At 32.1% G+C, this 21,014-nt stretch carries 21 protein-coding genes and 3 pseudogenes; all 24 read left to right on the top strand.

Translation table 11 applies throughout. The features are described 5' to 3' along the window. The first annotated feature begins 137 nt into the window (after positions 1 to 137). Positions 138 to 911 carry a replication initiator protein A gene (locus tag CS884_RS08260; RefSeq protein ID WP_099320948.1) on the top strand — a complete coding sequence of 258 codons (774 nt, stop codon included), beginning with the start codon at positions 138 to 140 and terminating at the stop codon, positions 909 to 911. After that, entirely contained in the window at positions 908 to 1,735 is an 828-nt protein-coding gene (locus CS884_RS08255) for an ATP-binding protein (RefSeq protein WP_099320947.1), read from the top strand. The genes CS884_RS08260 and CS884_RS08255 overlap by 4 nt, the downstream gene beginning before the upstream one ends. Further along, positions 1,728 to 2,213 carry a PcfB family protein gene (locus tag CS884_RS08250; protein WP_099320946.1) on the top strand — a complete coding sequence of 162 codons (486 nt, stop codon included), beginning with the start codon at positions 1,728 to 1,730 and terminating at the stop codon, positions 2,211 to 2,213. Before CS884_RS08255 ends, CS884_RS08250 begins: the two co-directional genes overlap by 8 nt. Further along, positions 2,210 to 2,944 carry a phage antirepressor Ant gene (locus tag CS884_RS08245; RefSeq protein WP_000625117.1) on the top strand — a complete coding sequence of 245 codons (735 nt, stop codon included), beginning with the start codon at positions 2,210 to 2,212 and terminating at the stop codon, positions 2,942 to 2,944. The genes CS884_RS08250 and CS884_RS08245 overlap by 4 nt, the downstream gene beginning before the upstream one ends. After that, a pseudogene (locus CS884_RS08240) lies at positions 2,937 to 3,932 on the top strand (type IV secretory system conjugative DNA transfer family protein); the annotation flags it as partial. The gene CS884_RS08245 and the pseudogene CS884_RS08240, both read left to right, overlap by 8 nt. Positions 3,933 to 4,028: 96 nt before the next feature. Beyond that, a complete protein-coding gene (locus CS884_RS08235) occupies positions 4,029 to 5,867 on the top strand; it encodes a recombinase family protein (RefSeq protein WP_001243444.1) in 1,839 nt (612 codons plus the stop codon). Between the two features lie 75 nt (positions 5,868 to 5,942). Next, on the top strand, positions 5,943 to 6,515 hold the full coding sequence (locus tag CS884_RS08230) for a TetR/AcrR family transcriptional regulator (protein WP_000079884.1): 573 nt from the start codon (positions 5,943 to 5,945) through the stop codon (positions 6,513 to 6,515). Positions 6,516 to 6,565: 50 nt separating this feature from the next. Continuing rightward, on the top strand, positions 6,566 to 7,084 hold the full coding sequence (locus CS884_RS08225) for a ClbS/DfsB family four-helix bundle protein (RefSeq protein ID WP_000708365.1): 519 nt from the start codon (positions 6,566 to 6,568) through the stop codon (positions 7,082 to 7,084). A gap of 140 nt (positions 7,085 to 7,224) precedes the next feature. After that, on the top strand, positions 7,225 to 8,964 hold the full coding sequence (locus tag CS884_RS08220; RefSeq protein WP_001114256.1) for an ABC transporter ATP-binding protein: 1,740 nt from the start codon (positions 7,225 to 7,227) through the stop codon (positions 8,962 to 8,964). Continuing rightward, entirely contained in the window at positions 8,957 to 10,666 is a 1,710-nt protein-coding gene (locus tag CS884_RS08215; RefSeq protein ID WP_099321365.1) for an ABC transporter ATP-binding protein, read from the top strand. The genes CS884_RS08220 and CS884_RS08215 overlap by 8 nt, the downstream gene beginning before the upstream one ends. A gap of 2 nt (positions 10,667 to 10,668) precedes the next feature. Further along, positions 10,669 to 12,174 (top strand): ABC transporter ATP-binding protein, encoded by a 1,506-nt coding sequence (locus CS884_RS08210; RefSeq protein WP_099321364.1) that lies wholly within the window; start codon positions 10,669 to 10,671, stop codon positions 12,172 to 12,174. A gap of 1 nt (position 12,175) precedes the next feature. Beyond that, positions 12,176 to 12,880, top strand: coding sequence for an energy-coupling factor transporter transmembrane component T (locus CS884_RS08205; protein WP_025194627.1), 705 nt, complete (start codon positions 12,176 to 12,178; stop codon positions 12,878 to 12,880). Positions 12,881 to 12,890: 10 nt separating this feature from the next. Beyond that, positions 12,891 to 13,475 carry an MptD family putative ECF transporter S component gene (locus CS884_RS08200; RefSeq protein WP_000791747.1) on the top strand — a complete coding sequence of 195 codons (585 nt, stop codon included), beginning with the start codon at positions 12,891 to 12,893 and terminating at the stop codon, positions 13,473 to 13,475. Between the two features lie 265 nt (positions 13,476 to 13,740). Then, complete coding sequence (locus CS884_RS08195) at positions 13,741 to 14,157, top strand: sigma factor-like helix-turn-helix DNA-binding protein (protein ID WP_001074477.1); 417 nt, start codon at positions 13,741 to 13,743, stop codon at positions 14,155 to 14,157. An 83-nt stretch (positions 14,158 to 14,240) separates the two neighbouring features. Beyond that, the gene (locus CS884_RS08190) at positions 14,241 to 14,570 is read left to right on the top strand and encodes a DUF3847 domain-containing protein (protein WP_009346081.1); all 330 of its coding nucleotides are present in this window, start codon (positions 14,241 to 14,243) and stop codon (positions 14,568 to 14,570) included. A 244-nt stretch (positions 14,571 to 14,814) separates the two neighbouring features. Further along, the gene (mobQ, locus tag CS884_RS08185; protein ID WP_000852175.1) at positions 14,815 to 16,467 is read left to right on the top strand and encodes a MobQ family relaxase; all 1,653 of its coding nucleotides are present in this window, start codon (positions 14,815 to 14,817) and stop codon (positions 16,465 to 16,467) included. 2 nt (positions 16,468 to 16,469) lie between these two features. Beyond that, the gene (locus CS884_RS08180) at positions 16,470 to 17,222 is read left to right on the top strand and encodes a phage replisome organizer N-terminal domain-containing protein (protein WP_000774842.1); all 753 of its coding nucleotides are present in this window, start codon (positions 16,470 to 16,472) and stop codon (positions 17,220 to 17,222) included. Positions 17,223 to 17,395: 173 nt separating this feature from the next. Next, on the top strand, positions 17,396 to 17,719 hold the full coding sequence (locus CS884_RS08175) for a hypothetical protein (RefSeq protein ID WP_004830093.1): 324 nt from the start codon (positions 17,396 to 17,398) through the stop codon (positions 17,717 to 17,719). 21 nt (positions 17,720 to 17,740) lie between these two features. Further along, entirely contained in the window at positions 17,741 to 18,748 is a 1,008-nt protein-coding gene (locus CS884_RS08170; protein WP_000797009.1) for an ORF6N domain-containing protein, read from the top strand. 109 nt (positions 18,749 to 18,857) lie between these two features. Further along, positions 18,858 to 19,043, top strand: coding sequence for a transposon-encoded TnpW family protein (locus CS884_RS08165; RefSeq protein ID WP_001005000.1), 186 nt, complete (start codon positions 18,858 to 18,860; stop codon positions 19,041 to 19,043). Between the two features lie 11 nt (positions 19,044 to 19,054). Next, positions 19,055 to 19,870: pseudogene (locus CS884_RS08160) on the top strand (VirD4-like conjugal transfer protein, CD1115 family); the annotation flags it as partial. 18 nt (positions 19,871 to 19,888) lie between these two features. Next, on the top strand, positions 19,889 to 20,164 hold the full coding sequence (locus tag CS884_RS08155; protein ID WP_019138742.1) for a hypothetical protein: 276 nt from the start codon (positions 19,889 to 19,891) through the stop codon (positions 20,162 to 20,164). Positions 20,165 to 20,354: 190 nt separating this feature from the next. Continuing rightward, positions 20,355 to 20,666: a single-stranded DNA-binding protein gene (locus CS884_RS08150; RefSeq protein WP_099321363.1), complete on the top strand. Its 312-nt coding sequence runs from the start codon at positions 20,355 to 20,357 to the stop codon at positions 20,664 to 20,666. A 1-nt stretch (position 20,667) separates the two neighbouring features. Then, a pseudogene (locus tag CS884_RS08145) lies at positions 20,668 to 20,796 on the top strand (Maff2 family mobile element protein); the annotation flags it as partial. Positions 20,797 to 21,014 lie beyond the last annotated feature (218 nt).

Genomic DNA, 21,014 nt, shown 5'->3' with positions numbered 1-21,014 from the left:
TTGTAAATAGCATACCAATAAAACTAAGGATTCTTTAAAGAGTCTTATTTTGTGATGAAAATTTAATATGTATATCTCAGACGATAGAAAGTAATAATTCTGTCGTCTTTTTTTTATTTCAAAGAAAGGAGGTAAGGATGAATTTTGATTATTTTTATAATAGGCAATCTGAGATGTATAACTTCATTAGGTTGCCTATGGTATTAATGGAAGATGAGGTTTTTGAGAGTATTTCTATTGAAGCTAAAGTTTTGTATTCATATATGCTTAATCGAATGGGTCTTTCATATAAAAATGATTGGATAGATGAAGATGGAAAAGTCTTTATTTACTACACAATTGAAAGTATAAAAGAGCAATTTAATTGTGCGAGTGAAAAAGCAAATAAATTAATAGCTGAACTTGATATTAAGTCAGGAATTGGACTAATTGAAAAGAAAAGACAAGGACTTGGAAAGCCTAATAGAATTTATGTTAAAGATTTTATGAGCATATTTAATAATATGGAATTAAAAAATCAAGAAGTTCGAAAAACAAAATTCCAGAAGTTCGATAATCGAAATTCAAGAGATTCGAATATCGAAAGTCAAGATTTTCGAAAATCGGAAGGTAACTATAACAATATTAATAATAATGAGTTAAGAAAGAATGATTTTAGTAAAGGTCAAAAGCCTTATGGAATATATAAAAATATATTTTTGACTGATGAAGAATACAAGGACTTAACAAATGAGTTAGGAAGTAGAATTAATGAATACATTGATAGGCTCTCGTCATATATGAAAGCAAATAACAGAGAGTATCAAGACCACAAGGCAACGATAATCAATTGGTATCTTAATGATCAGGCGAAAAACATTAATGATAATACAACAAGGAAAATGAATTACGATATAGGAGAGAGTTTATGACAAGTTTAAAAGATTTTGTATTAAGAGAAAATGATATTGAAAGAAATGGGCATATCTATTGCAAGGTATGCGGTAAAAGAGTCGATGGAGAATTACTTGACCTTGGATTTACAAAGTTTATTCCCAGAATTAAATGCGAATGTGAAATAAAAAGAGATAAGGAAAATGAAGAAAGAGAAAGACTGATGAAAATATCATCATTGAAAAGAGATTGCTTCTCATCGCCGCTCCAACACCAATATACTTTTGAGAAATACTTAAATGAAAAAGGTCAAGCTTACAAGGTTGCTTACAATTATGCTAAAAGTTTTGAACAAATGAAGGAAGACAATGTTGGACTTTTATTTTATGGAGATGTTGGCAGTGGAAAAACTTACCTTGCTTGTGCAATAGCAAATGAATTAATTGAAAGAAAACAAGTTAAAGTTAAGATTATGAATTTATCTCAGGTTATAAATCAAATACAAAAATCAGTATTTAAGCTAGATTCAAATGAAATTATCAATAACTTATCTAATATTCCTTTGTTAATCTTAGATGACCTTGGAATTGAAAGGGATACATCTTATGCAAGAGAACAAGTATATAACATTATAAACTCAAGATACTTAAAGGGTAAGCCGACAATTTTTACTACAAACTTATCATTGGAAATTATTCAAAATCCAAACATTGACCTTGAGTATCAAAGGATATATTCAAGAATACTTGAAATGACAATACCAGTTAAAGTTACGGGAGAAGATTTTAGAAGAAAAATCCATCAAGAGAAGTTAAGAAAATACAAAGAGTTACTTTTATATGGAGGTGGAATAGATGATTAATGAAGAAGTATCTAGGTCGAGCCTTAACCTTGAAGTAAGGCTTGCAAAAGCAACAGGTAAAGCAATTCTTGATGCCTTAAAGAAAGTACACAAGCAAATAGAGGAACAAGGAGGCTTGAAAAATGTAATAAAAAATAACGGAGAAGAAGTAAAACTAAAGGATATGGTTAAAAAGGGACAGTTAGAAGAAATTAATCTAAAAGATCCTGAGTTAAAAGAATTAAAGAAAATTTTAAATAAACACGGAGTGAAGTTTTCTGTTATGAAAGATAAGGAAACTGGCAACCACTCTGTGTTTTTTCAATCTAAGGATATAAAAGTTATGGAACACGCCTTTAAAAAAGCAGTTAAGGTTTCTGAAAGAAAGGCCGATAGAAAAGATTCAATAACGAAGACAATAAATAAGTTTAAAGATATGGCTAAGGATACCATCAGTAAAGATAAAGTTAAAAATAAACATAAGGAGCAAAGCTTATGATAAGTAATTTAAAAACATTTGAAAATAAGAATTTTGGGAAACTCACTGTTATTGAAAAAGACGGTGAGTTTTTCTTTATAGCTAATGAAGTAGCAACTATGTTAGGATATGTTAATCCAAGAAAAGCTGTTTATGACCATGTAGATGAAGAAGATAAGGGTGTAACGAAATGGAACACCCCTGGAGGAATACAGAATATTTCAATAATTAACGAATCAGGATTGTATTCACTTATCCTCTCATCAAAACTACCACAAGCAAAAATATTCAAAGCTTGGGTAACTAGAGAAGTCTTACCAAGTATTAGAAAAAATGGAGGATATATAGTAGGGCAAGAAAAGAAAACTAACGAAGAGCTACTTGCAGATGCAATTCTTGTAGCCAATAGAATTATTGCTGAGAGAGAAGAAGAAATTGAAGAATTAAGACCAAAGGCAGACTATTATGACAAATTAGTAGATTATAACCTACTTACAAACTTTAGAAATACTGCCAAAGAGTTAGGAATACCACAAAACCAGTTTATAAGTTTTTTAATGGATAAGGGATTAATTTATAGAGATAAGAAAAAGAAACTCTTACCTTATGCAGATAAGAACAAGGGATACTTTGAAGTAAAAGAATGGGTTGATCCACTAGGTACACTTGTAGGAATACAAACATTTATAACACCAAAGGGAAGACACTACCTACTAATTTTATTAGATAGTGAAGGTTTCTACGATGAATAAGACATTAGAAGCTATTCTTTCTGATATTAAAAACTTAATTAAAATAGACAACCCAAAGAAATTTATATTATCAAACATTCCTTATCTATCATTCTTCTACATTGGAAATATCTTTTCTAAGCACATCAATTCATATGTTGGAGGAGATATTATTGATAGAATAATGGTGGGAATTTCTGATATAGGAACTTTATCTTATATACCAAGCCTTAATCCAAGGGACTTGTTAGTAGGTATTTCAGTTGCTGGTCTTGTTAAGCTAATTGTTTATAGCAAAGGAAAAAACAAAAAGAAATATAGGCAAGGTAAGGAATATGGATCTGCAAGATGGGGAGAAAGTAAGGATATTGCTCCATATATTGACCCTAAGTTTGAAAATAATGTACTAATAACTAATACCGAAAGACTAACAATGAACTCAAGACCTAAAAACCCTAAATACGCTAGAAATAAAAATGTATTAGTAATAGGTGGTTCTGGATCAGGTAAGACAAGATTTTATGTAAAGCCAAACCTAATGCAAATGCACTCTTCCTATGTAGTAACAGACCCTAAAGGGACACTTGTGTTAGAGTGCGGGAAAATGCTTTATGAAAATGGATATGACATTAAGATATTAAACACAATAAACTTTAAAAAATCTATGAAATATAATCCCTTTGCCTATCTTCGATCAGAAAAAGATATTTTAAAACTTGTCCAAACAATTATAGCCAACACTAAGGGAGATGGAGAAAAGGCAGGAGAAGATTTCTGGGTAAAGGCTGAGAAGTTATATTACACTGCCCTCATCGGTTATATCTATTATGAAGCACCAGAAGAAGAAAAGAACTTTAAGACACTTTTGGATATGATTGACGCAAGTGAAGTCAGAGAAGATGACGAAACCTATATGAACCCAATTGATAGGCTTTTTGAAGCTCTTGAAAAGAAAGATCCAAGTCATTTTGCAGTTAAGCAATACAAGAAATATAAGCTTGCAGCAGGAGTAATAGAATTAAGGAGAACACTTAATCACTATTTTAGTGAAATATGTACTTCTTAATTCTTTTTTTATTGAAAAATTAAGAGAAAGGGGGTAAAAATGAGGAATTTTGAAAAGATAACAGCACTCTATGAGAGATTAAGTCGTGATGATGAACTGCAAGGAGAGAGTAACTCTATCATCAATCAGAAAAAAATATTGGAAGAATACGCAAGCAAAAATAATTTGTCAAACATCATTCACTTTACAGATGATGGAATCAGTGGAACGCAGTTTGACAGACCGGGATTTATGGCAATGATGAACGGAGTCAATCAAGGAAATATTGGTTGTATCATTGTAAAAGATATGAGCAGACTTGGCAGAGATTATCTCAAAGTCGGTCAATGTATGGAGATACTAAGACAAAAGGGCGTAAGACTAATCGCTATCAATGACAATGTAGATAGTTTTTACAGAGAAGATGATTTTACCCCTTTTAGAAATATCATGAACGAATGGTATGCAAGAGATACATCAAGAAAAATCCAATCGACTTTCAGGTCAAAAGGCGAAAGTGGGAAACATACTGCAAGCACACCGCCTTATGGCTATATCAAAGATGAAAAAGATAAAAACAAATGGATTGTAGATGAAAAAGCAGCCGAGATAGTAAGACGAATATTTAATCTTACAATGGACGGAGCAGGACCATACAAAATAGCAAAGATACTGGAAGCGGACAAGATAGATATACCCGCTTATCATCAGCAAAAAATGGGATATGGATTACATCAAAGCAAAAACTTTGAACATCCCTATCGTTGGTGCAGCTCAACAATAGCAAGCATTTTAAAGAAACAGGAATACTTGGGGCATACAGTCAATTTCAAAACAAGAAAGCACTTCAAGGACAAGAAAAGCAAATATGTATCCGAGGATAACTGGCTTATTTTTGAAAATACACACGAGCCAATCATAGACCAAGAAACCTTTGATAATGTGCAAAGGATAAGAGGAAATGTAAAAAGGTATCCTGACGGTTGGGGAGAATATCACCCACTCACAGGACTAATGTATTGTGCAGATTGTGGGAGCAAGATGTATGTTCATAGAACAAGCAATTATAAGAATATTCCCTATTACACTTGCAGTGCCTATACTAAAACACCATGTGGCACACTTTGTCCATCAGCACACAGAATAAAAGCAGAAGCGGTCTTAAACCTTATTAGGGAAACACTAAAAGATATTAAAAAATACCTTGATGAAGATAATGAAGCCTTTATCCGTTCCATTCAAAATGAAATGGAAGAAAAGGAAAAAATAGAGATAGAAAAGAAAAAGGTAAGATTAACGGAAAGCCAAAACAGACTTAGGGAACTCGAACGACTTATGTGCAGAATTTACGAAGATATGATCCTTAACAAAATACCAAATAGCAGATATGAGATACTAAACAATCAATATGAAACAGAGCAGATAACTTTAAGCAAAGAGATCAAAGATTTAGAGCAGCAGGTATCAAGATATGAAAAAGAAACAGACAGAGCAAGAAAATTTATATCTCTTATCAGTCGTTATGAAAACTTTGATGAACTTACAACTACAATGATAAATGAGTTTGTAGAAAAGATTATCGTACATGAAAGAGATAGAAAAGGAAGTCAGACATCAAAGCAAAAGATAGAAATTTACTTTAATTTCATAGGTAATTACGAACTACCACAGGCGGAGTTAAGCGAAGAAAAAAAACAAAAACTTGAGAAAGAAGAAAGAAAAATCGAAGAAAGAAAAGACAAGCTACATCAAAATTACCTAAAGCGTAAAGCGAGTGGAAAACAGAAAGAGTATGAAGATAAATATAAGGCAAGAAGAGAACAGAAGAAACAGGAGAAAATAAAGGTTTTGAAAAGAGTGGGGATACCGGTGAGTGAGTATATAAAAACAAATATTTAAATCTATCTTGACAAATATTGAATTTTAATTTATTATTAAATATAGATTCAGTATTGGAATAGAAAGAGGTGTGCTATGGCACAAGTATTAAAAGAAGAAGTTAGAAATAGAATACTCGAAGCAGCAGAAAAAGTATTTTATAAAAAGGATTATAGAGGTGCCAAATTAACAGAAATTGCAAAAGAAGCAGATATTCCTGTGGCACTAATTTATACCTATTTCAAAAATAAGGCAGTTTTGTTTGATGCAGTAGTAAGTTCTGTTTATATAAACTTCGAGTCAGCTTTTAATGAGGAAGAATCTTTGGAAAAAGGTTCTGCTTCTGAAAGGTTTGATGAAGTTGGAGAAAATTATATTCATGAACTTTTAAAAGATCGTAAGAAGTTAATTATTTTAATGGATAAAAGCTCAGGTACAAAGCATACAGAAGCAAAACAAAAACTCATATCGCAAATGCAGGTTCATATTGAAGTAAGTTTAAAAAGACAATCGAAACAGGAATATGATCCAATGCTTGCCCATATTTTAGCCAGTAACTTTACAGAGGGACTTCTTGAAATAGCAAGGCATTATCAAAGTGAAAAGTGGGCAAAAGATATGCTAAAACTTATTGCAAAGTGTTATTACAAGGGAGTGGAATCATTGTAAGTTGATTTGATATTTAAATGCGATAAATTTAAATTTTTGGAGGAGATATTTTGAAGATATATAAAGATAAAGAAGAACTGAAATCTGAGATAAATAAAAGTTTTGAAAAGTATATTTCTGAATTTGATATTATTCCTGAATCTCTCAAAGATAAGAGAGTCCCTGAAGTTGACAGAACACCAGCAGAAAATCTTGCTTATCAACTCGGATGGACAACATTAGTTTTGAAATGGGAAAAAGATGAGAAAAACGGTTTTGAAGTAAAGACACCGTCGGATATGTTTAAATGGAATCAACTTGGAGAATTATATCAGTGGTTTACCGATACTTATGCTCATTTATCGATAGAAGAATTAAAGAAACGATTGAAAGAAAATATTATATCTATCTATACAATGATTGATACACTAAGTGAAGAAGAATTATTTCAACCGCATATGAGAAAATGGGCTGATGAAGCTACTAAAACAGCGACATGGGAAGTTTATAAGTTTATTCATGTTAATACGGTTGCCCCTTTTGGAACGTTTAGAACTAAGATTAGAAAATGGAAAAAGATTGTGCTATAATTTTTGATTTGCTGATACAGTAATTTAAAAAAATATAGTGATCGGATAAAATAGACTTTGCGTAATCAGCAAAGTCTTACTTTAAACCTTAATACTGAATTAAAATTCAATATTATTCAATTTTGAAAGGAGAGTTGTTCATGCCGGAAAAAGAATTAAGGAAAAAAGTGATTGGGAAAAATAGTTTATCCAATTCACTTCTTGCTTTAAAAATAGTATTTGATTTGATACCACAAATCTTACTTGTATATTTGATTAGTTCTTTAATCACAAACAATATTAACGAAGGTAATTTAAAGTATATATTCTTGGGAATCTTTATATCGTTTGTATTAAAAGGAGTGTTTTATTATTTTGCAACAAAGGTTGCCCATGAGAAAGCATACGAAAAATTAACAGAACTTAGGTTAGATATTATCGGTCATCTGAAAAAACTAAGTTTGGGATTCTTTAAAGAACATAATACAGGAGAGCTTACCAACATTGTTCAACATGATGTAGAGCAAGTGGAAGTATACCTTGCCCATGGTCTTCCTGAAATAATGGCAGTTACACTTCTGCCTACCATTATTTTTGTAGCTATGATTTTTGTTGATTGGCGTCTTGCTCTTGGAATGATTGCTGGAGTTCCACTCATGTATTTGGTAAAAGTTCTTTCACAGAAAACAATGGATAAAAACTTTGCTATTTACTTTAACCATGAAAATAAGATGAGAGAAGAGCTAATGGAATATGTAAAAAATATTTCTGTGATTAAGGCTTTTGCTAAAGAAGAGGAGATTAGTGAAAGAACATTAAAAACGGCAAGAGAATATATTTACTGGGTTAAAAAGAGCATGGGAGCAATTACAATTCCAATGGGACTCATTGACATATTTATGGAAATTGGAGTAGTTATTGTCATGATTTTGGGAAGTATATTTCTTTACTATGGAAATATTACAACCCCTAATTTTATACTTGCCATTATTTTATCGTCTGCTTTTACTGCATCTATAAGTAAGACGGCTACATTGCAACATTTTTCTATTGTGTTTAAGGAAGCACTAAAGGCGATTGGAAAAGTTTTAACAGTTCCGCTTCCAAAGAAAAAGACAGAACAAGGTTTAGAATTTGGAAATATAGAATTTAAAGATGTGAATTTTGCATACGGAAAAGATAGCTTTGAGCTTAAAAATATCAATTTGAATTTTAAGAAAAATAGTTTGAACGCCTTTGTAGGAGCAAGTGGTTGTGGGAAAAGTACTGTATCTAATTTGCTTATGGGATTTTGGGATGCAGATGAAGGACAAATACTGATAAATGGAAAAGATATAAAAGAATATAGTCAAGAAAATATCTCAATGCTGATTGGTAGTGTGCAACAAGAAGTTATCCTTTTTGATTTAAGTATTTTTGAAAATATAGCAATTGGAAAACTAAATGCAACAAAAGAAGAAGTCATAGAAGCTGCTAAAAAAGCAAGATGCCATGATTTTATTTCAGCATTGCCAAATGGATATGAAACACGAGTAGGTGAAATGGGAGTTAAGTTATCTGGTGGAGAAAAACAAAGAATCTCCATAGCAAGAATGATACTGAAAAATGCACCGATTTTAATATTAGATGAAGCAATGGCAGCTGTTGATAGTGAAAATGAAAGACTAATCGGCGAAGCAATTGACGATTTAAGCAAGGATAAAACCATTATTACAATTGCTCATCATCTAAACACAATTAGAGATTCAGACCAAATTATAGTTATGGATAAGGGTGTTGTTCTTGATGCAGGAAGCCATGAAGAGTTGATGAAAAGATGTGAGTTCTATAAGGATATGGTTGAAGCACAGAACAAGGTAGATAGATGGAATTTGAAAGAGGTGGTAACAGAAAATGTTTAGAGAAATGTTAAAGCTGCTTACAAAAACCGGCAAGAGAGATTTGATTATATCAAGTGTATTCTTTGCCCTTTATGGACTAAGCTCCATAGCCATGATTGTTATCGTATTTTCTATACTGTTTCAGATATTTGATGGGACGAGTTTAGCAAGTTTATATAAAGGTTTTATTGCAATTGGGTTACTTGTAGTATTCAAAGGCATTTGTAATATGGTTGCAGATATGAAAAAGCATAGTGCAGGTTTTGATATTGTTCAGCAAATCAGAGAACGCATGATTATTAAATTGAAAAAATTCAGTTTGGGATTTTATACCAATGAAAGACTGGGAGAGATCAATACAATTTTACACAAAGATGTTGATAATATGTCTCTTGTTGTAGGACACATGTGGTCGAGAATGTTTGGCGATTTTTTGATAGGTGCAGTCGTATTTATCGGTCTTGCAAGTATTGATTTCAAACTTGCTATTCTAATGGCTGTATCTGTTCCGATTGCACTTGTCTTTCTATATCTGACAATTAAGCAATCTGAAAGAATAGAGAATCAGAATAATTCAGCACTTCTTGATATGGTTAGCTTATTTGTTGAATATGTTAGAGGAATACCTGTACTAAAGAGTTTTTCAAACAATAAAAGCTTGGATAATGAGCTTATGAACAAGACAAAAAAGTTCGGAGAAACAAGTAAAGCAGCTTCAAGATTCAAGGCAAAACAGTTATCTATATTTGGTTTTTTACTGGATATTGGATATTTAGTTCTTTTAATTGCAGGAGCAATACTTGTTATAAAGGGAAATCTCGATGTGCTTAATTTTATTATCTTTGCGGTAATTTCAAAAGAGTTTTATAAGCCGTTCGCTTCTATGGAACAACACTATATGAACTATGTTTCGGCGGTAGATAGTTACGAAAGACTTTCAAGAATTTTATATGCAGATGTAATCCCGGATAAAGTGAATGGAATTGTTCCGAAAGATAATGATATAGCTTTTGATAACATTGGATTTTCCTATGAAAAAGATGAATTTAAAATGGAAAAATTGAGCTTTTCTATTGCTGAAAAAACAATGACAGCCTTAGTTGGAGAATCAGGTAGTGGAAAGACCACTATAACCAACTTACTTCTAAGATTTTATGATGTGCATAAAGGAAAAATTACACTCGGAGGAATTGATATAAGGGATATTCCTTATGATGAGCTTTTAGACCGTATTAGCATTGTCATGCAGAATGTTCAATTGTTTGATAACACGATTGAAGAAAATATCAGAGTAGGTAAAAAAGGAGCTACAAAAGAGGAAATCATTGAAGCTGCAAAGAAAGCAAGAATACATGATTTCATTATGAGTTTACCAAAAGGTTATGAAACTGATATTGGCGAAAATGGAGGAATTTTATCAGGTGGACAAAGACAAAGAATATCTATTGCAAGAGCTTTTCTAAAAGATGCACCGATTTTAATTCTTGATGAAATGACAAGTAATGTTGATCCTGTAAATGAATCTTTGATACAGGATGCTATTACAGAACTTGCAAAGAATAGAACTGTACTTGTAGTGGCTCATCATTTAAAAACAATTCAAAAAGCTGACCAAATTCTCGTATTTCAAAAAGGAAATTTACTTGAAAAAGGAAAGCATGGTGAACTTCTTGCAAAAAATGGTTACTACACAAAATTATGGAAAGCTCAGTATGAGGTATAACCATGATTTTGCTAAAAAATGTTTATTATGAATGGGAAGATGGACGAACTGCTTTAAAAAATGTCAATCTTGAAATTAGAAAAGGTGAATTTGTTTTAATTTCAGGGAAAAGTGGAAGTGGTAAAAGTACTCTTGGAAGTGTGATGAATGGTCTTATTCCACATTATTACAAAGGCAAAATGAAAGGGGAAGCCTTTGCGTCCGGAAAAGATATAAGCAAATTATCGCTTCATGAAATAGGGCGTATTGTAGGTACTGTATTTCAAGATCCAAGAAGTCAATTTTTCACGACAACGACAGATGAAGAAATAGCTTTTGGGCTTCAAACTATCTGCAAATCAAGATATGAAATCAAACAGAGAGTAGAAGAAGTATATGCAGAGCTGGATATTGAGGAACTGAAAGGAAAATCTGTTTTTGAATTATCAAGCGGGCAGAAACAAAAGATAGCTATTGCAAGCATCTATGCAATGAATCCGAAAGTTTTAATTTTAGATGAGCCTTCAGCAAATTTGGATATGAAAGCAACATTTGACCTATTTTTAATTTTGGAAAAATTAAAGAAAAAGGGAACAACTGTTGTTCTAATTGAACATCGTTTGTACTATGTAAAATCTTTATTTGACCGTTTTCTTTTGGTTAAAGATGGAGAGATTGCACAGGACTTGAGTCGGGAAGAAGTTATCCATCTTGAAGGGAAGTTTTGGGATGATAATGGACTAAGAACTCTTGAATTAAAAGAATACAGGATAAGTGAGAAGAAAGATTTATATCAATTAAATGATGAAAGTATCAGTGGGAAAGGCTTGAAATTTTGTTACCCAAGTGCAACTAAGGTTGGAAATAAGCAAAATCAATACATCTTAAATCATCTTGATTTCAATATGGAGTGCGGAATAGCCATTGGTCTTATCGGCTTAAATGGTACCGGAAAAACTACCTTTGCAAGAGTGATTTCAGGACTTGAGAAGATAAAAGAGGGGAAGATATGGACGGGGAAAGATAATTCGCTTAATCATAAAGATTTAATGGATATGTCATATTTTGTCTTTCAAGATTCAGACTATCAGTTGTTTTCGGAAAGTGTACTTGATGAAATGCTGCTTGGTATTTCAAGTAAAGATAAAAAAGAAAATACTCAAAAGGCAAAGTCTATTTTGAATGTACTTGGCTTAGATAAATACATTGATAAGCATCCGTTTGCTTTATCAAGAGGAGAAAAACAAAGACTCACAATAGCTTGTGGAATGATGAAACAGGCAAAAGTTTTTATCTATGATGAACCAACATCAGGTTGTGATAAAGACTCAATGCTTTCAGTGACAAAATTAATTGAAGAACAATTAAAAAATGGAACAACAGTTTTGGTGATAAGTCATGATTTTGAGTTTTTAGCGAACACAGTGAGTAAGCTCTGGGTAATGGGAGATGGAAAAATAGAAAGTGTTTTGAATATGAGTGAAAGTAATAAAATTCTCATATTGGACAAGATGAGAGGAGGTAGATAACTTGATGGATAGAAAAACAGTCGATCCGAGAATAAAACTTACTCTACTTCCAATTGTTGGATTTACGAGCTTTTTTATAAGCGATACAATTCTACTTTTCGGACTGATTCTCTTTGCCTTTTTTCTGTATGTATACAGCAGTATGTGGAAAAGAGCATTACGCTTTATTTTGTTTTTTGTGATTTTATACTGCATAGAGTTATGGCTTGGAAAGTTTTGTGAAGCAAGTATCGTATTTGCAATATATATGTTTATTTACTTTGCATCAAGGATGACCTTAATTGCTATGTTTGGTGGATATATAACAAAGACTACAAGTGTAAGTGAAATGCTTGAAGCATTAAATAGAATGAAAGTACCAAGAAGCATTGGTATACCTTTTAGTGTTTTGCTTAGGTTTGTACCAACTATAAAAATAGAACTCAAGGCATTAAAAGAGAATATGAAGATTCGAGGAATCGTAACAAGTAGATTTTTTCCCTTGCTACATCCAATTAAATATATTGAATATACGCTTGTTCCGCTTTTAATGAGAATGATTAAGATTTCAGATGAACTGTCAGCTTCAGCACTCATTAGAGGACTTGATAGTGATGAGAACAGGGTTACATTAACAAAATTGAGGTTTAGAACAACGGATTTGTTGATTGGACTATTAGGAGCTTTGATGATTGCTCTTGTGATAGTAATACAGAAAATTTATTAGGAGGACTTTTATGAAAAACAAATTAAATGGTCGTGATTTTATTACAATCGGAATCTTTAATGCAATTGGAATTGTCATATACATGGCGGTTGCATTTGCTATGGCAACAACAGTGATTGGAGGATTTATTGCTTCAGGAGTTAGCTTTATGGTAGCTGCTACCGTTTATATCCTTATGGCTTTGAAAGTTAAAAAGAAGGGCGTATTTACAATATCAGGAACGCTTCTTGGTTTAATTGCATTGTCAGGAGGACATTTGCCTCATGCAGTCTTTGCTGTAATCGGTGGAATTATATGTGATTTGATTATAGGAAATTATGAGAGCAAGGGACGAATGATTATTGGATATGGGATATTTGCATTAGCGGATTTTTTAGGGACAGTAATTCCTGTGATTTTATTCGGAACAGCTTCTTTTGTGGAAAGAGCATCAAAATGGAAAATGAGTGAAGCACAAATAAATGAAGCATTATCTTATTTCAAAGTTTCATGGGCAGTAGGCTTTGCCTTGATAACATTTGTTCTTGCTTGCATAGGAGCATTCGTTGCAACAAAGATACTCAAAAAGCATTTTGAAAAAGCAGGAGTGATTTAATAATAAATTTACTTAGGAGGGAAAATAATGGAGGGATAATTATGTCAAAACTTATAGTTTCGGTTTTCACAGAACGATATAATTATCCTTTTTTATTCTTGGAATTGCTTACACATAGCAATAATACTTTACCAGAAACGACCAAATAGAAAATTATATAAAACATTAGTTTTTAAGCCGAGAGGACTTTTTACGCCAAAGTGTAGAAGTCCTCCTTTTTTATTCTCAAAACCAAAACAGAGAACTTAAAAAGGAGGATGACTAAGTGGCAAAGAAAGAATATTACCTTTATGTAAAAGGCAAAGCCGTACCTGTAAGTGAAGAAGTCTACAAAGCCTATTGGAAGATAACAGAGCATGAAAAGTATCTCCAAAGAAAAGATTGGAAGCATAATGTAATACCATTTTCGGCACTGGATCATGATGGACACTTTGTAGATAACATCATAGATGAAAAGATAGACTTAGAAAAAATTGTAGAAGTAAAAATGCGAATTGAAGAACTTCATAAAGCATTAAATACTCTTACAAAAGAAGAACGAGAACTAATGGAAGCCATCTTCTACAAAGAAGAAAGTCTAAGGTCAATCAGCAGAAGAGAGAAAGTTACACATCAAGCAATCAGTGGGAGGAGGGATAGGATTTTAGAAAAACTGAGAAAGATTTTAGAAGATAAAATCTAAAAACTTGGAAAGGTTAAGTGTCAAAAAAGGTGCTTAACCTTTCTTTATGGAAACAAGCAGATACCAAAACGGAGGAATTAAAAATGAAGAAAGAAAAAACATTACAGGAAGTACAGGAACAAATTTCTGAACTTCAGGAAGAAAGAGAAAAGTGCGATGTAAAGCTGAAACAATTACAAAATCAAGGCAAAAAATTAGAAAAACTGGCAAATGAAAAGGAACGAAAAAGAAGAAATCACAGGCTCATACAAAGGGGATTGATAGTAGAAAGGGTCATTAAAAATCCTCTAATATTTACCAATGAGGAGATAGAAAAACTGTTAAATATCTCTACTCACACAGAAGAATACAGACAAGCCTATGAAGAAATGATAAATGGGAAAGATATGGAAGATGAAACAGACATAGAGTAGATAAAATAAAAGACCTTAGTTTTTTCAGAAGCTCCCTGCAAGGGCAAAAAGCTTCGCAGAACGCAAAGCACCCTTTAGGGTGTATAATTGCGCCCTTAGAAAAACTAAGGGATTTTAGCAAGTCTTTAAAAATCCAAAACTTAATAAAAACATACGGATAAAGTAGATAGGAAAAGATACAAAAAATAACCTGTCTGCTTTTTCCTTTACCTGAAAACAAACAAAAAATGAAAGGAGCTTAAAAGTGGCAGAAACATTTCACTTTAATATTTCTATGATAAGCAGAGGAAAAAGTAAATCGGCAGTTGCAAGTGCAGCATATATCTCTTGTGAGAAAATCAAAAATGAATGGGACGGAGAAGTTCACGATTACCATAATAAAAAGGGACTTTTACATTCAGAAATCTTCTTGCCGGAGAATGTTCCCATAGCATTAAAAGATAGAACTACTTTATGGAATAGCGTTGAACTAAATGAGAAAGCAAGTAACGCACAGCTTGCAAGAAACTTCATTATCGCCTTACCAAAAGAATTATCATTTGAAGAAAATAAGAAACTCATTACCGACTTCATACAAGAAAATTTTGTATCAAAAGGAATGATAGCAGACCTTGCAATCCATGATGAAAGTGATGAAGAAAATAATAATATCCATGCACATATTATGACTACCCTCAGACCAATCAATGAAAAAGGACAGTGGCAAGCAAAGTCAAAAAAAGAATATATTCTTGATGATTATGGCAATAAAATTCTAAATAAAAATGGGAAACCGAAAACAATAAAAGTAGAGCTGACAGACTGGAACAATAAAGGAAACGCAGAGAAATGGAGAGAGAATTTTGCAAGTCTTTGTAATCAGTATTTAGAAAAAAATCATCAGGAAAAGAGAGTGGATCATCGTTCCTACAAAAGACAAGGGATAGAAGAAATCCCAACCATTCACATGGGAGCAAGTGCCAGTGCCTTAGAGAAAAAAGGAATAGAAACCGACAAAGGAAATATCAACAGAGAAATCAAAAAGCATAACTCTTTAGTAAAAGTTATCAAGAACAAGATAAAAGAAATCACTTCTTGGATAGACTCTTTACTTGGAAATCTGCAAGCAAAATACGATGAGTATAAACAGACCAAAAAAGATGAACTGGAGAACAAAGCGGAACTCTTTAACCTCTATGAGTATATTTCTATCTACAACGAGATACAGGGAGAAAAAACAAAAAATTTATCCTACTACGGACAGATAAAAAAGGGAAATGCAGACCTAAAGAGATTTGTAAAAGCAATATACTATTTGAAAGATAATAAACTTCAAACCATAGCAGACCTACAAGGAAAAGTCTTTGAACTGGCAAAGCAAAGTAAAAATATAAGTGGTGATATTCAGAGTAAAACACAAAGAATTAAAGACCTAAATCAGTGTGTAAGCTGCATAGATTCTATCAAAGAAAACAAAGAAGTCTATCAGGAATACAAAAGCAAAACCATATTCAAAGACAGTTTTTACAATTCTCATAAAAAGGAAATAGACAGATACCTAAGAGCAAGAAAGATTATAGAAAAGTTTACCGGGACATCAGCCATAAAATTAAATGATTGGCAAAAAGAAATATCAAGCCTTGAAAAAGAGATACAAGACTTAAGCGAAGATAAAGCTAAAGTACAAGATGAATTTAAGCAGATAGACCATATCAAATATGCAGTAAAGATTGTCAATGATGAGTATGGAATAGATTTATCCATAGAGATAGACAAGGCAATTAAGAGAGGAGATAAACCAAGTGTAATTGCACAGCTGAAAAAATTCCAAGAGCAAGAGGAAAGAAAGGAGCAGTACAAACAAAAAGCCAAGGAAAAGGCTAAAGAAAATTATAAAAATACAGGGGAAGAAAGATAAAGATGGCAGACAACAGAAGATATTATTGGTTAAAATTGAAAGAAGATTTTTTTACAGATAAGAGAATCAAAAGGCTACGAAAAATATCAGGAGGAGATACTTATACAATCATCTATCTTAAATTGCTTTTGCTTAGCTTAAAAGACAGTGGGAAACTGTATTATGACGGAGTAGAAACAGACTTTATCAAAGAGCTTGCCTTAACGATTGATGAAACGGAAGATGATGTAATGGTTACAGTAAATTATCTTGTAGCACAAGGATTGATGGAGATAATCACAGAAAATGACGAGTATTTTTTAACAGAAATCCCAAGTCTTATAGGTTCAGAAACAGCGTCTACAAGGCGTTCGAGGAAATCAAGAGGACAAAAAGCGTTGCAATGCAACACTGGTGCAACACCTTGCAACCTTTTGCAACAAAACTGCAACGGAGAGATAGAGATAGAGAAAGAGATAGATATAGAGTTAGAAAAAGAGGGGGAGAAAGAAAAAATATCCCCCTCCCTTTATGGAGAATATAAAAATGTTTCCTTAACTGATGAAGAATATGGAAAATTAAAGGATAAAATGCAATGTCATAGGGATAAAATGATAGAGAAGCTGTCAACCTATATGCAAAGTACAGGAAGAAACTACAAAGACCATTATGCGACCTTGGTTCATTGGTATGAACAGGACAAAGGGAAATTAAAGGAAAACAGTAAATCAAAAGTATATACCTTTGAAGATTATGACAAGGGGGAACACTTGTAGGCCTCGTATAAGACGGTGGAAAGGTGTTTTTAGAGCGTTAATGATAAAATAGGTATCAGACTATAGCTAAGTGTAAAATAGGGCTCAAAATTGCAGTATGGAAAAAATATCGTATTTATGATAAAATGATAATGATATGGTAATAAACTCAGTTATAAGGAGAGGATATATAAATGCGAATTCAATTTACTGTAACCGATGAAGAACTTGAAATCTTAACTAAAAAAGCAATAGAGGGAGGTTTCCCAAGCGTTACTGAATATTGTAAGTGTAGCAGTTTACAAGAAAATACAAGCTATGCTGACCTATATACTACCTTATTGAACAAAATTAGCTCTTTACCGAAGGGCAAAGAATTTGTTTTAAGAGAGTTAATCGCAACACCTCCGGCATTGATTGGTAGATGGTTTTATGAAAATGTAAATAAGGGACTTGTAAAAAATGTGGAACACATCGGAAAAGCTGAAGGTGGAGTAGAAAAATATAAAAGAATTTAGATAATGTTGGAGGTGCATTTCATGGCAGAAGAAAATAAAGAGATAGTTATTGTGGATAATAAAACTATACAAGAAAAAATATATCTTATTCGTGGGCAAAAAGTAATGCTTGATTCAGATTTAGCCGAAATATATGGGTATGAAACTAAAAACTTTAATAGACAGGTGAAAAACAACGCAGAAAAATTTGAAGGTGAAGACTTCATGTTCCAATTAACGGACGAAGAAATGGTAGAACTTTCAAGGTGCAAAAATTTCACCTTGAACAGAGGGACTGGTAGAGGAAGTAATATTAAATACAATCCTTATGCCTTTACAGAACAAGGTATTTATATGCTGATGACTGTATTAAGAGGTGAACTTGCTGTTAAGCAAAGCAGAGCTTTAGTTAGAACATTTAAGCAAATGAAAGATTTTATCATTGAAAACCAAGATTTTATCGGTTCAAAAGAATTAGTTCAAATAGCAGTACAGACAAATCAAAATACAAAGGATATAGCTGAAATAAAATTGCAAATGGCTACAAAAGAAGATTTGAAAAAGGTTATGGATAATTTTATAGATCCAGACACTTACAAGCATTTCCTTTTAATGAATGGAGATAAGATTGAAGCAGATGTTGCTTATACAAAAATATATAAGTCTGCAAAGGAAAGCATTTATGTTATAGATAACTATATAGGTTTGAAAACCTTGGAATTATTAAGGGCTGCAAAAGACAATATTGAGGTTATAGTATTTAGCGACAATGTGAAAAACAAGGATATGCTTACAAAAAATATCCTAAACGATTTTAGAAAAGATTACCCTAATATCAATCTTAAGATGAAAGTTGCAGGGAAAAAATATCACGATAGGTATATTGCTATTGACTATGGAACAGAAAATGAAGCCTTTTATCTTTGCGGAGCTTCATCAAAAGATGCAGGAAATAAAATATCAAGCATTACAAAGATAGAGGAATCTTCCAAGGATATGTATCATATGATGTTTGGCGGAATGCTGAACAATAAGGATTTGAAACTTTAATATGTAAATGCTAAAGCGTTATTCAATGAATAGCTATAAGACTTGCGAAAGGCGGTAGAAATAAAACTCTATCGTCTTTTTTAATTGCAACTAATAGGAGGAAAATAATATGAATGAAAACAGAAATGAACATAATACAGGAACAAAGACTATAAAGAAGATTGGAAAAGTAACTTATGAGGTTATTGTCCATTTTAATGAAAATGCGACTGAAACCATGCAAGATAAATTGAAAAGGATAATGCTTAGAGAAATGGAGCGAGAAAAAGATAAAAAACCTCATAAAAATGATTAGAAAGTCCTTGACAAGTTGTTACAGGAAAAACTGCCAAGTCAATTCTAATATCTTGTGGAGCAAGACTTGCACCTTTTGACATAAGAGAGCTCAGAGAACTAATGAGTGAAGATGAACTAGAGCTTGATAAAATTGGAGATAGAAAAACTGCTTTATTCGTAATAATATCAGATACAGATGATACCTTTAACTTTGTAGTCTCAATAATGTATTCTCAATTATTTAATCTACTATGTGATAAGGCAGATGATGTGTATGGTGGAAGACTTCCAGTTCATGTTAGATGTCTACTTGATGAGTTTGCCAATATAGGATTAATTCCTAAATTTGAGAAACTAATAGCAACAATTCGTTCAAGGGAAATATCAGCAAGCATAATACTGCAAGCACAATCTCAATTAAAAGCAATCTATAAAGACCATGCGGATACAATAGTTGGTAACTGTGATTCCACACTCTTTCTAGGAGGAAAAGAAAAAACAACAGTAAAAGAATTATCTGAAACATTAGGAAAAGAAACCATAGACCTATATAACACATCAGAAACAAGATCAAACCAAAAATCCTTTGGTCTAAATTATCAAAAGACTGGGAAGGAACTTATGAGTCAAGATGAAATAACTGTAATGGATGGCGGTAAGTGCATATATCAACTAAGAGGAGTAAGACCTTTCTTATCTGATAAATTTGATATTACAAAGCATAAGAATTATAAGTTGTTGGAAGATTATGATAAGAGAAACTTGTTTGATGTGGAAGAGTATTTAACAAATAGAGATAAGGTAAAGTTAAAATCTAGTTATAAAATAAATAGGTTAAACATTTGATTTTATGGAGAAAGTAAAATGTGTGAAAATAGAAAATCATCTTTAATTATATTAAATATAAATGGCGAGCAGTTTATTTTAGAAAGTGATACAGAACTCACAATGGATAAGAAAAATTATATTGAAGCAATATGTGAGACAATGTACGATGAAAGCAATGAATGGTATGAAGATATATACGATATGTCCCCATATGATATAGCTGAGCTATTTGAAAAAACAGTAAAGGACGAAGTAGGAATAACTGTTACATTTAAAGCGATAGACCTTGAAGTATCGATTTTAGAAGACTAGAAATAAGGTATTAACAGGCGATAGAAATTAAAAACTCTATCGTCTTTTTTTATAATCAAAATTAGGAGGTAAAAATGGTAAGGATAAGAAGTCCCACTTAAAACAATTTAATATATAAGACATTTAGCGATTGAAATATAAGTTCAGTCGCTTTTTTAATTGAAATTTATGGATTAAGGAGAAGAAATTAATGGATAGAGAAATGATAAATATTAATGCAAATTTAGTTAAGGAAGCTGAATTTTCAGAATTTGAAAAAGATGGAGAAAATGTTAAAGTAGCAAATTTTGCTCTTGTAAAAAATTATGGAAAGGGCAAGGAATATACAAATTGCTCAGTATATGGAGAAAAGGTAGAAATTGCAAAAGAATTTGAAAAAGGAGATCTAATCCATGTCTTTGGATATTTCAAAGAAAATAAAAAAGGAGATAAGGTCTACAAGAATTTTATAGTTAAATCACTAAATAAAATAGAAAATAAGAAAGAAAACGAGGAGGAATAATATGGAATTTTTTACAGCTGGAGTTGGAGTTTTAAAGACACTTGTAACTGCAATTGGTGCAGGTTTAGGAGCATGGGGAGTTATTAACTTAATGGAAGGTTATGGTAATGATAACCGTGCGACACGTTCATAAGTGAAAAGCTTATGCACTAAGTCGAAGGACATAAAGTTCGAAACTTAGGAGAACTAACAATCTGATAGGTAGAACGATGGAGTAACGCCCTAAAATGCCTACACTGATACTCCGATTGGCAATAAATATTAGACTAATTTATTGTCAAAAGCTCGGTGAAGTCGGCAGAGAGTAGCCGTAAATAGCTATATAGTTATACGAAACCTGTTTAGAGG

The sequence above is a fragment of the Anaerococcus sp. Marseille-P3625 genome, from assembly GCF_900232825.1.
Classification (GTDB): Bacteria; Bacillota; Clostridia; order Tissierellales; family Peptoniphilaceae; genus Anaerococcus.
This window is presented reverse-complemented; position numbering and strand designations above follow the sequence as displayed.

What these genes read in the sequence shown, in the direction of transcription:
- CS884_RS08260 (WP_099320948.1), top strand. Translation starts at nt 138, where the DNA reads ATGAATTTTGATTATTTTTATAATAGGCAATCTGAGATGTATAACTTC.
- CS884_RS08255 (WP_099320947.1), top strand. Translation starts at nt 908, where the DNA reads ATGACAAGTTTAAAAGATTTTGTATTAAGAGAAAATGATATTGAAAGA.
- CS884_RS08250 (WP_099320946.1), top strand. Translation starts at nt 1,728, where the DNA reads ATGATTAATGAAGAAGTATCTAGGTCGAGCCTTAACCTTGAAGTAAGG.
- CS884_RS08245 (WP_000625117.1), top strand. Translation starts at nt 2,210, where the DNA reads ATGATAAGTAATTTAAAAACATTTGAAAATAAGAATTTTGGGAAACTC.
- CS884_RS08235 (WP_001243444.1), top strand. Translation starts at nt 4,029, where the DNA reads ATGAGGAATTTTGAAAAGATAACAGCACTCTATGAGAGATTAAGTCGT.
- CS884_RS08230 (WP_000079884.1), top strand. Translation starts at nt 5,943, where the DNA reads ATGGCACAAGTATTAAAAGAAGAAGTTAGAAATAGAATACTCGAAGCA.
- CS884_RS08220 (WP_001114256.1), top strand. Translation starts at nt 7,225, where the DNA reads ATGCCGGAAAAAGAATTAAGGAAAAAAGTGATTGGGAAAAATAGTTTA.
- CS884_RS08215 (WP_099321365.1), top strand. Translation starts at nt 8,957, where the DNA reads ATGTTTAGAGAAATGTTAAAGCTGCTTACAAAAACCGGCAAGAGAGAT.
- CS884_RS08210 (WP_099321364.1), top strand. Translation starts at nt 10,669, where the DNA reads ATGATTTTGCTAAAAAATGTTTATTATGAATGGGAAGATGGACGAACT.
- CS884_RS08200 (WP_000791747.1), top strand. Translation starts at nt 12,891, where the DNA reads ATGAAAAACAAATTAAATGGTCGTGATTTTATTACAATCGGAATCTTT.
- CS884_RS08190 (WP_009346081.1), top strand. Translation starts at nt 14,241, where the DNA reads ATGAAGAAAGAAAAAACATTACAGGAAGTACAGGAACAAATTTCTGAA.
- CS884_RS08180 (WP_000774842.1), top strand. Translation starts at nt 16,470, where the DNA reads ATGGCAGACAACAGAAGATATTATTGGTTAAAATTGAAAGAAGATTTT.
- CS884_RS08175 (WP_004830093.1), top strand. Translation starts at nt 17,396, where the DNA reads ATGCGAATTCAATTTACTGTAACCGATGAAGAACTTGAAATCTTAACT.
- CS884_RS08170 (WP_000797009.1), top strand. Translation starts at nt 17,741, where the DNA reads ATGGCAGAAGAAAATAAAGAGATAGTTATTGTGGATAATAAAACTATA.
- CS884_RS08165 (WP_001005000.1), top strand. Translation starts at nt 18,858, where the DNA reads ATGAATGAAAACAGAAATGAACATAATACAGGAACAAAGACTATAAAG.
- CS884_RS08155 (WP_019138742.1), top strand. Translation starts at nt 19,889, where the DNA reads ATGTGTGAAAATAGAAAATCATCTTTAATTATATTAAATATAAATGGC.
- CS884_RS08150 (WP_099321363.1), top strand. Translation starts at nt 20,355, where the DNA reads ATGGATAGAGAAATGATAAATATTAATGCAAATTTAGTTAAGGAAGCT.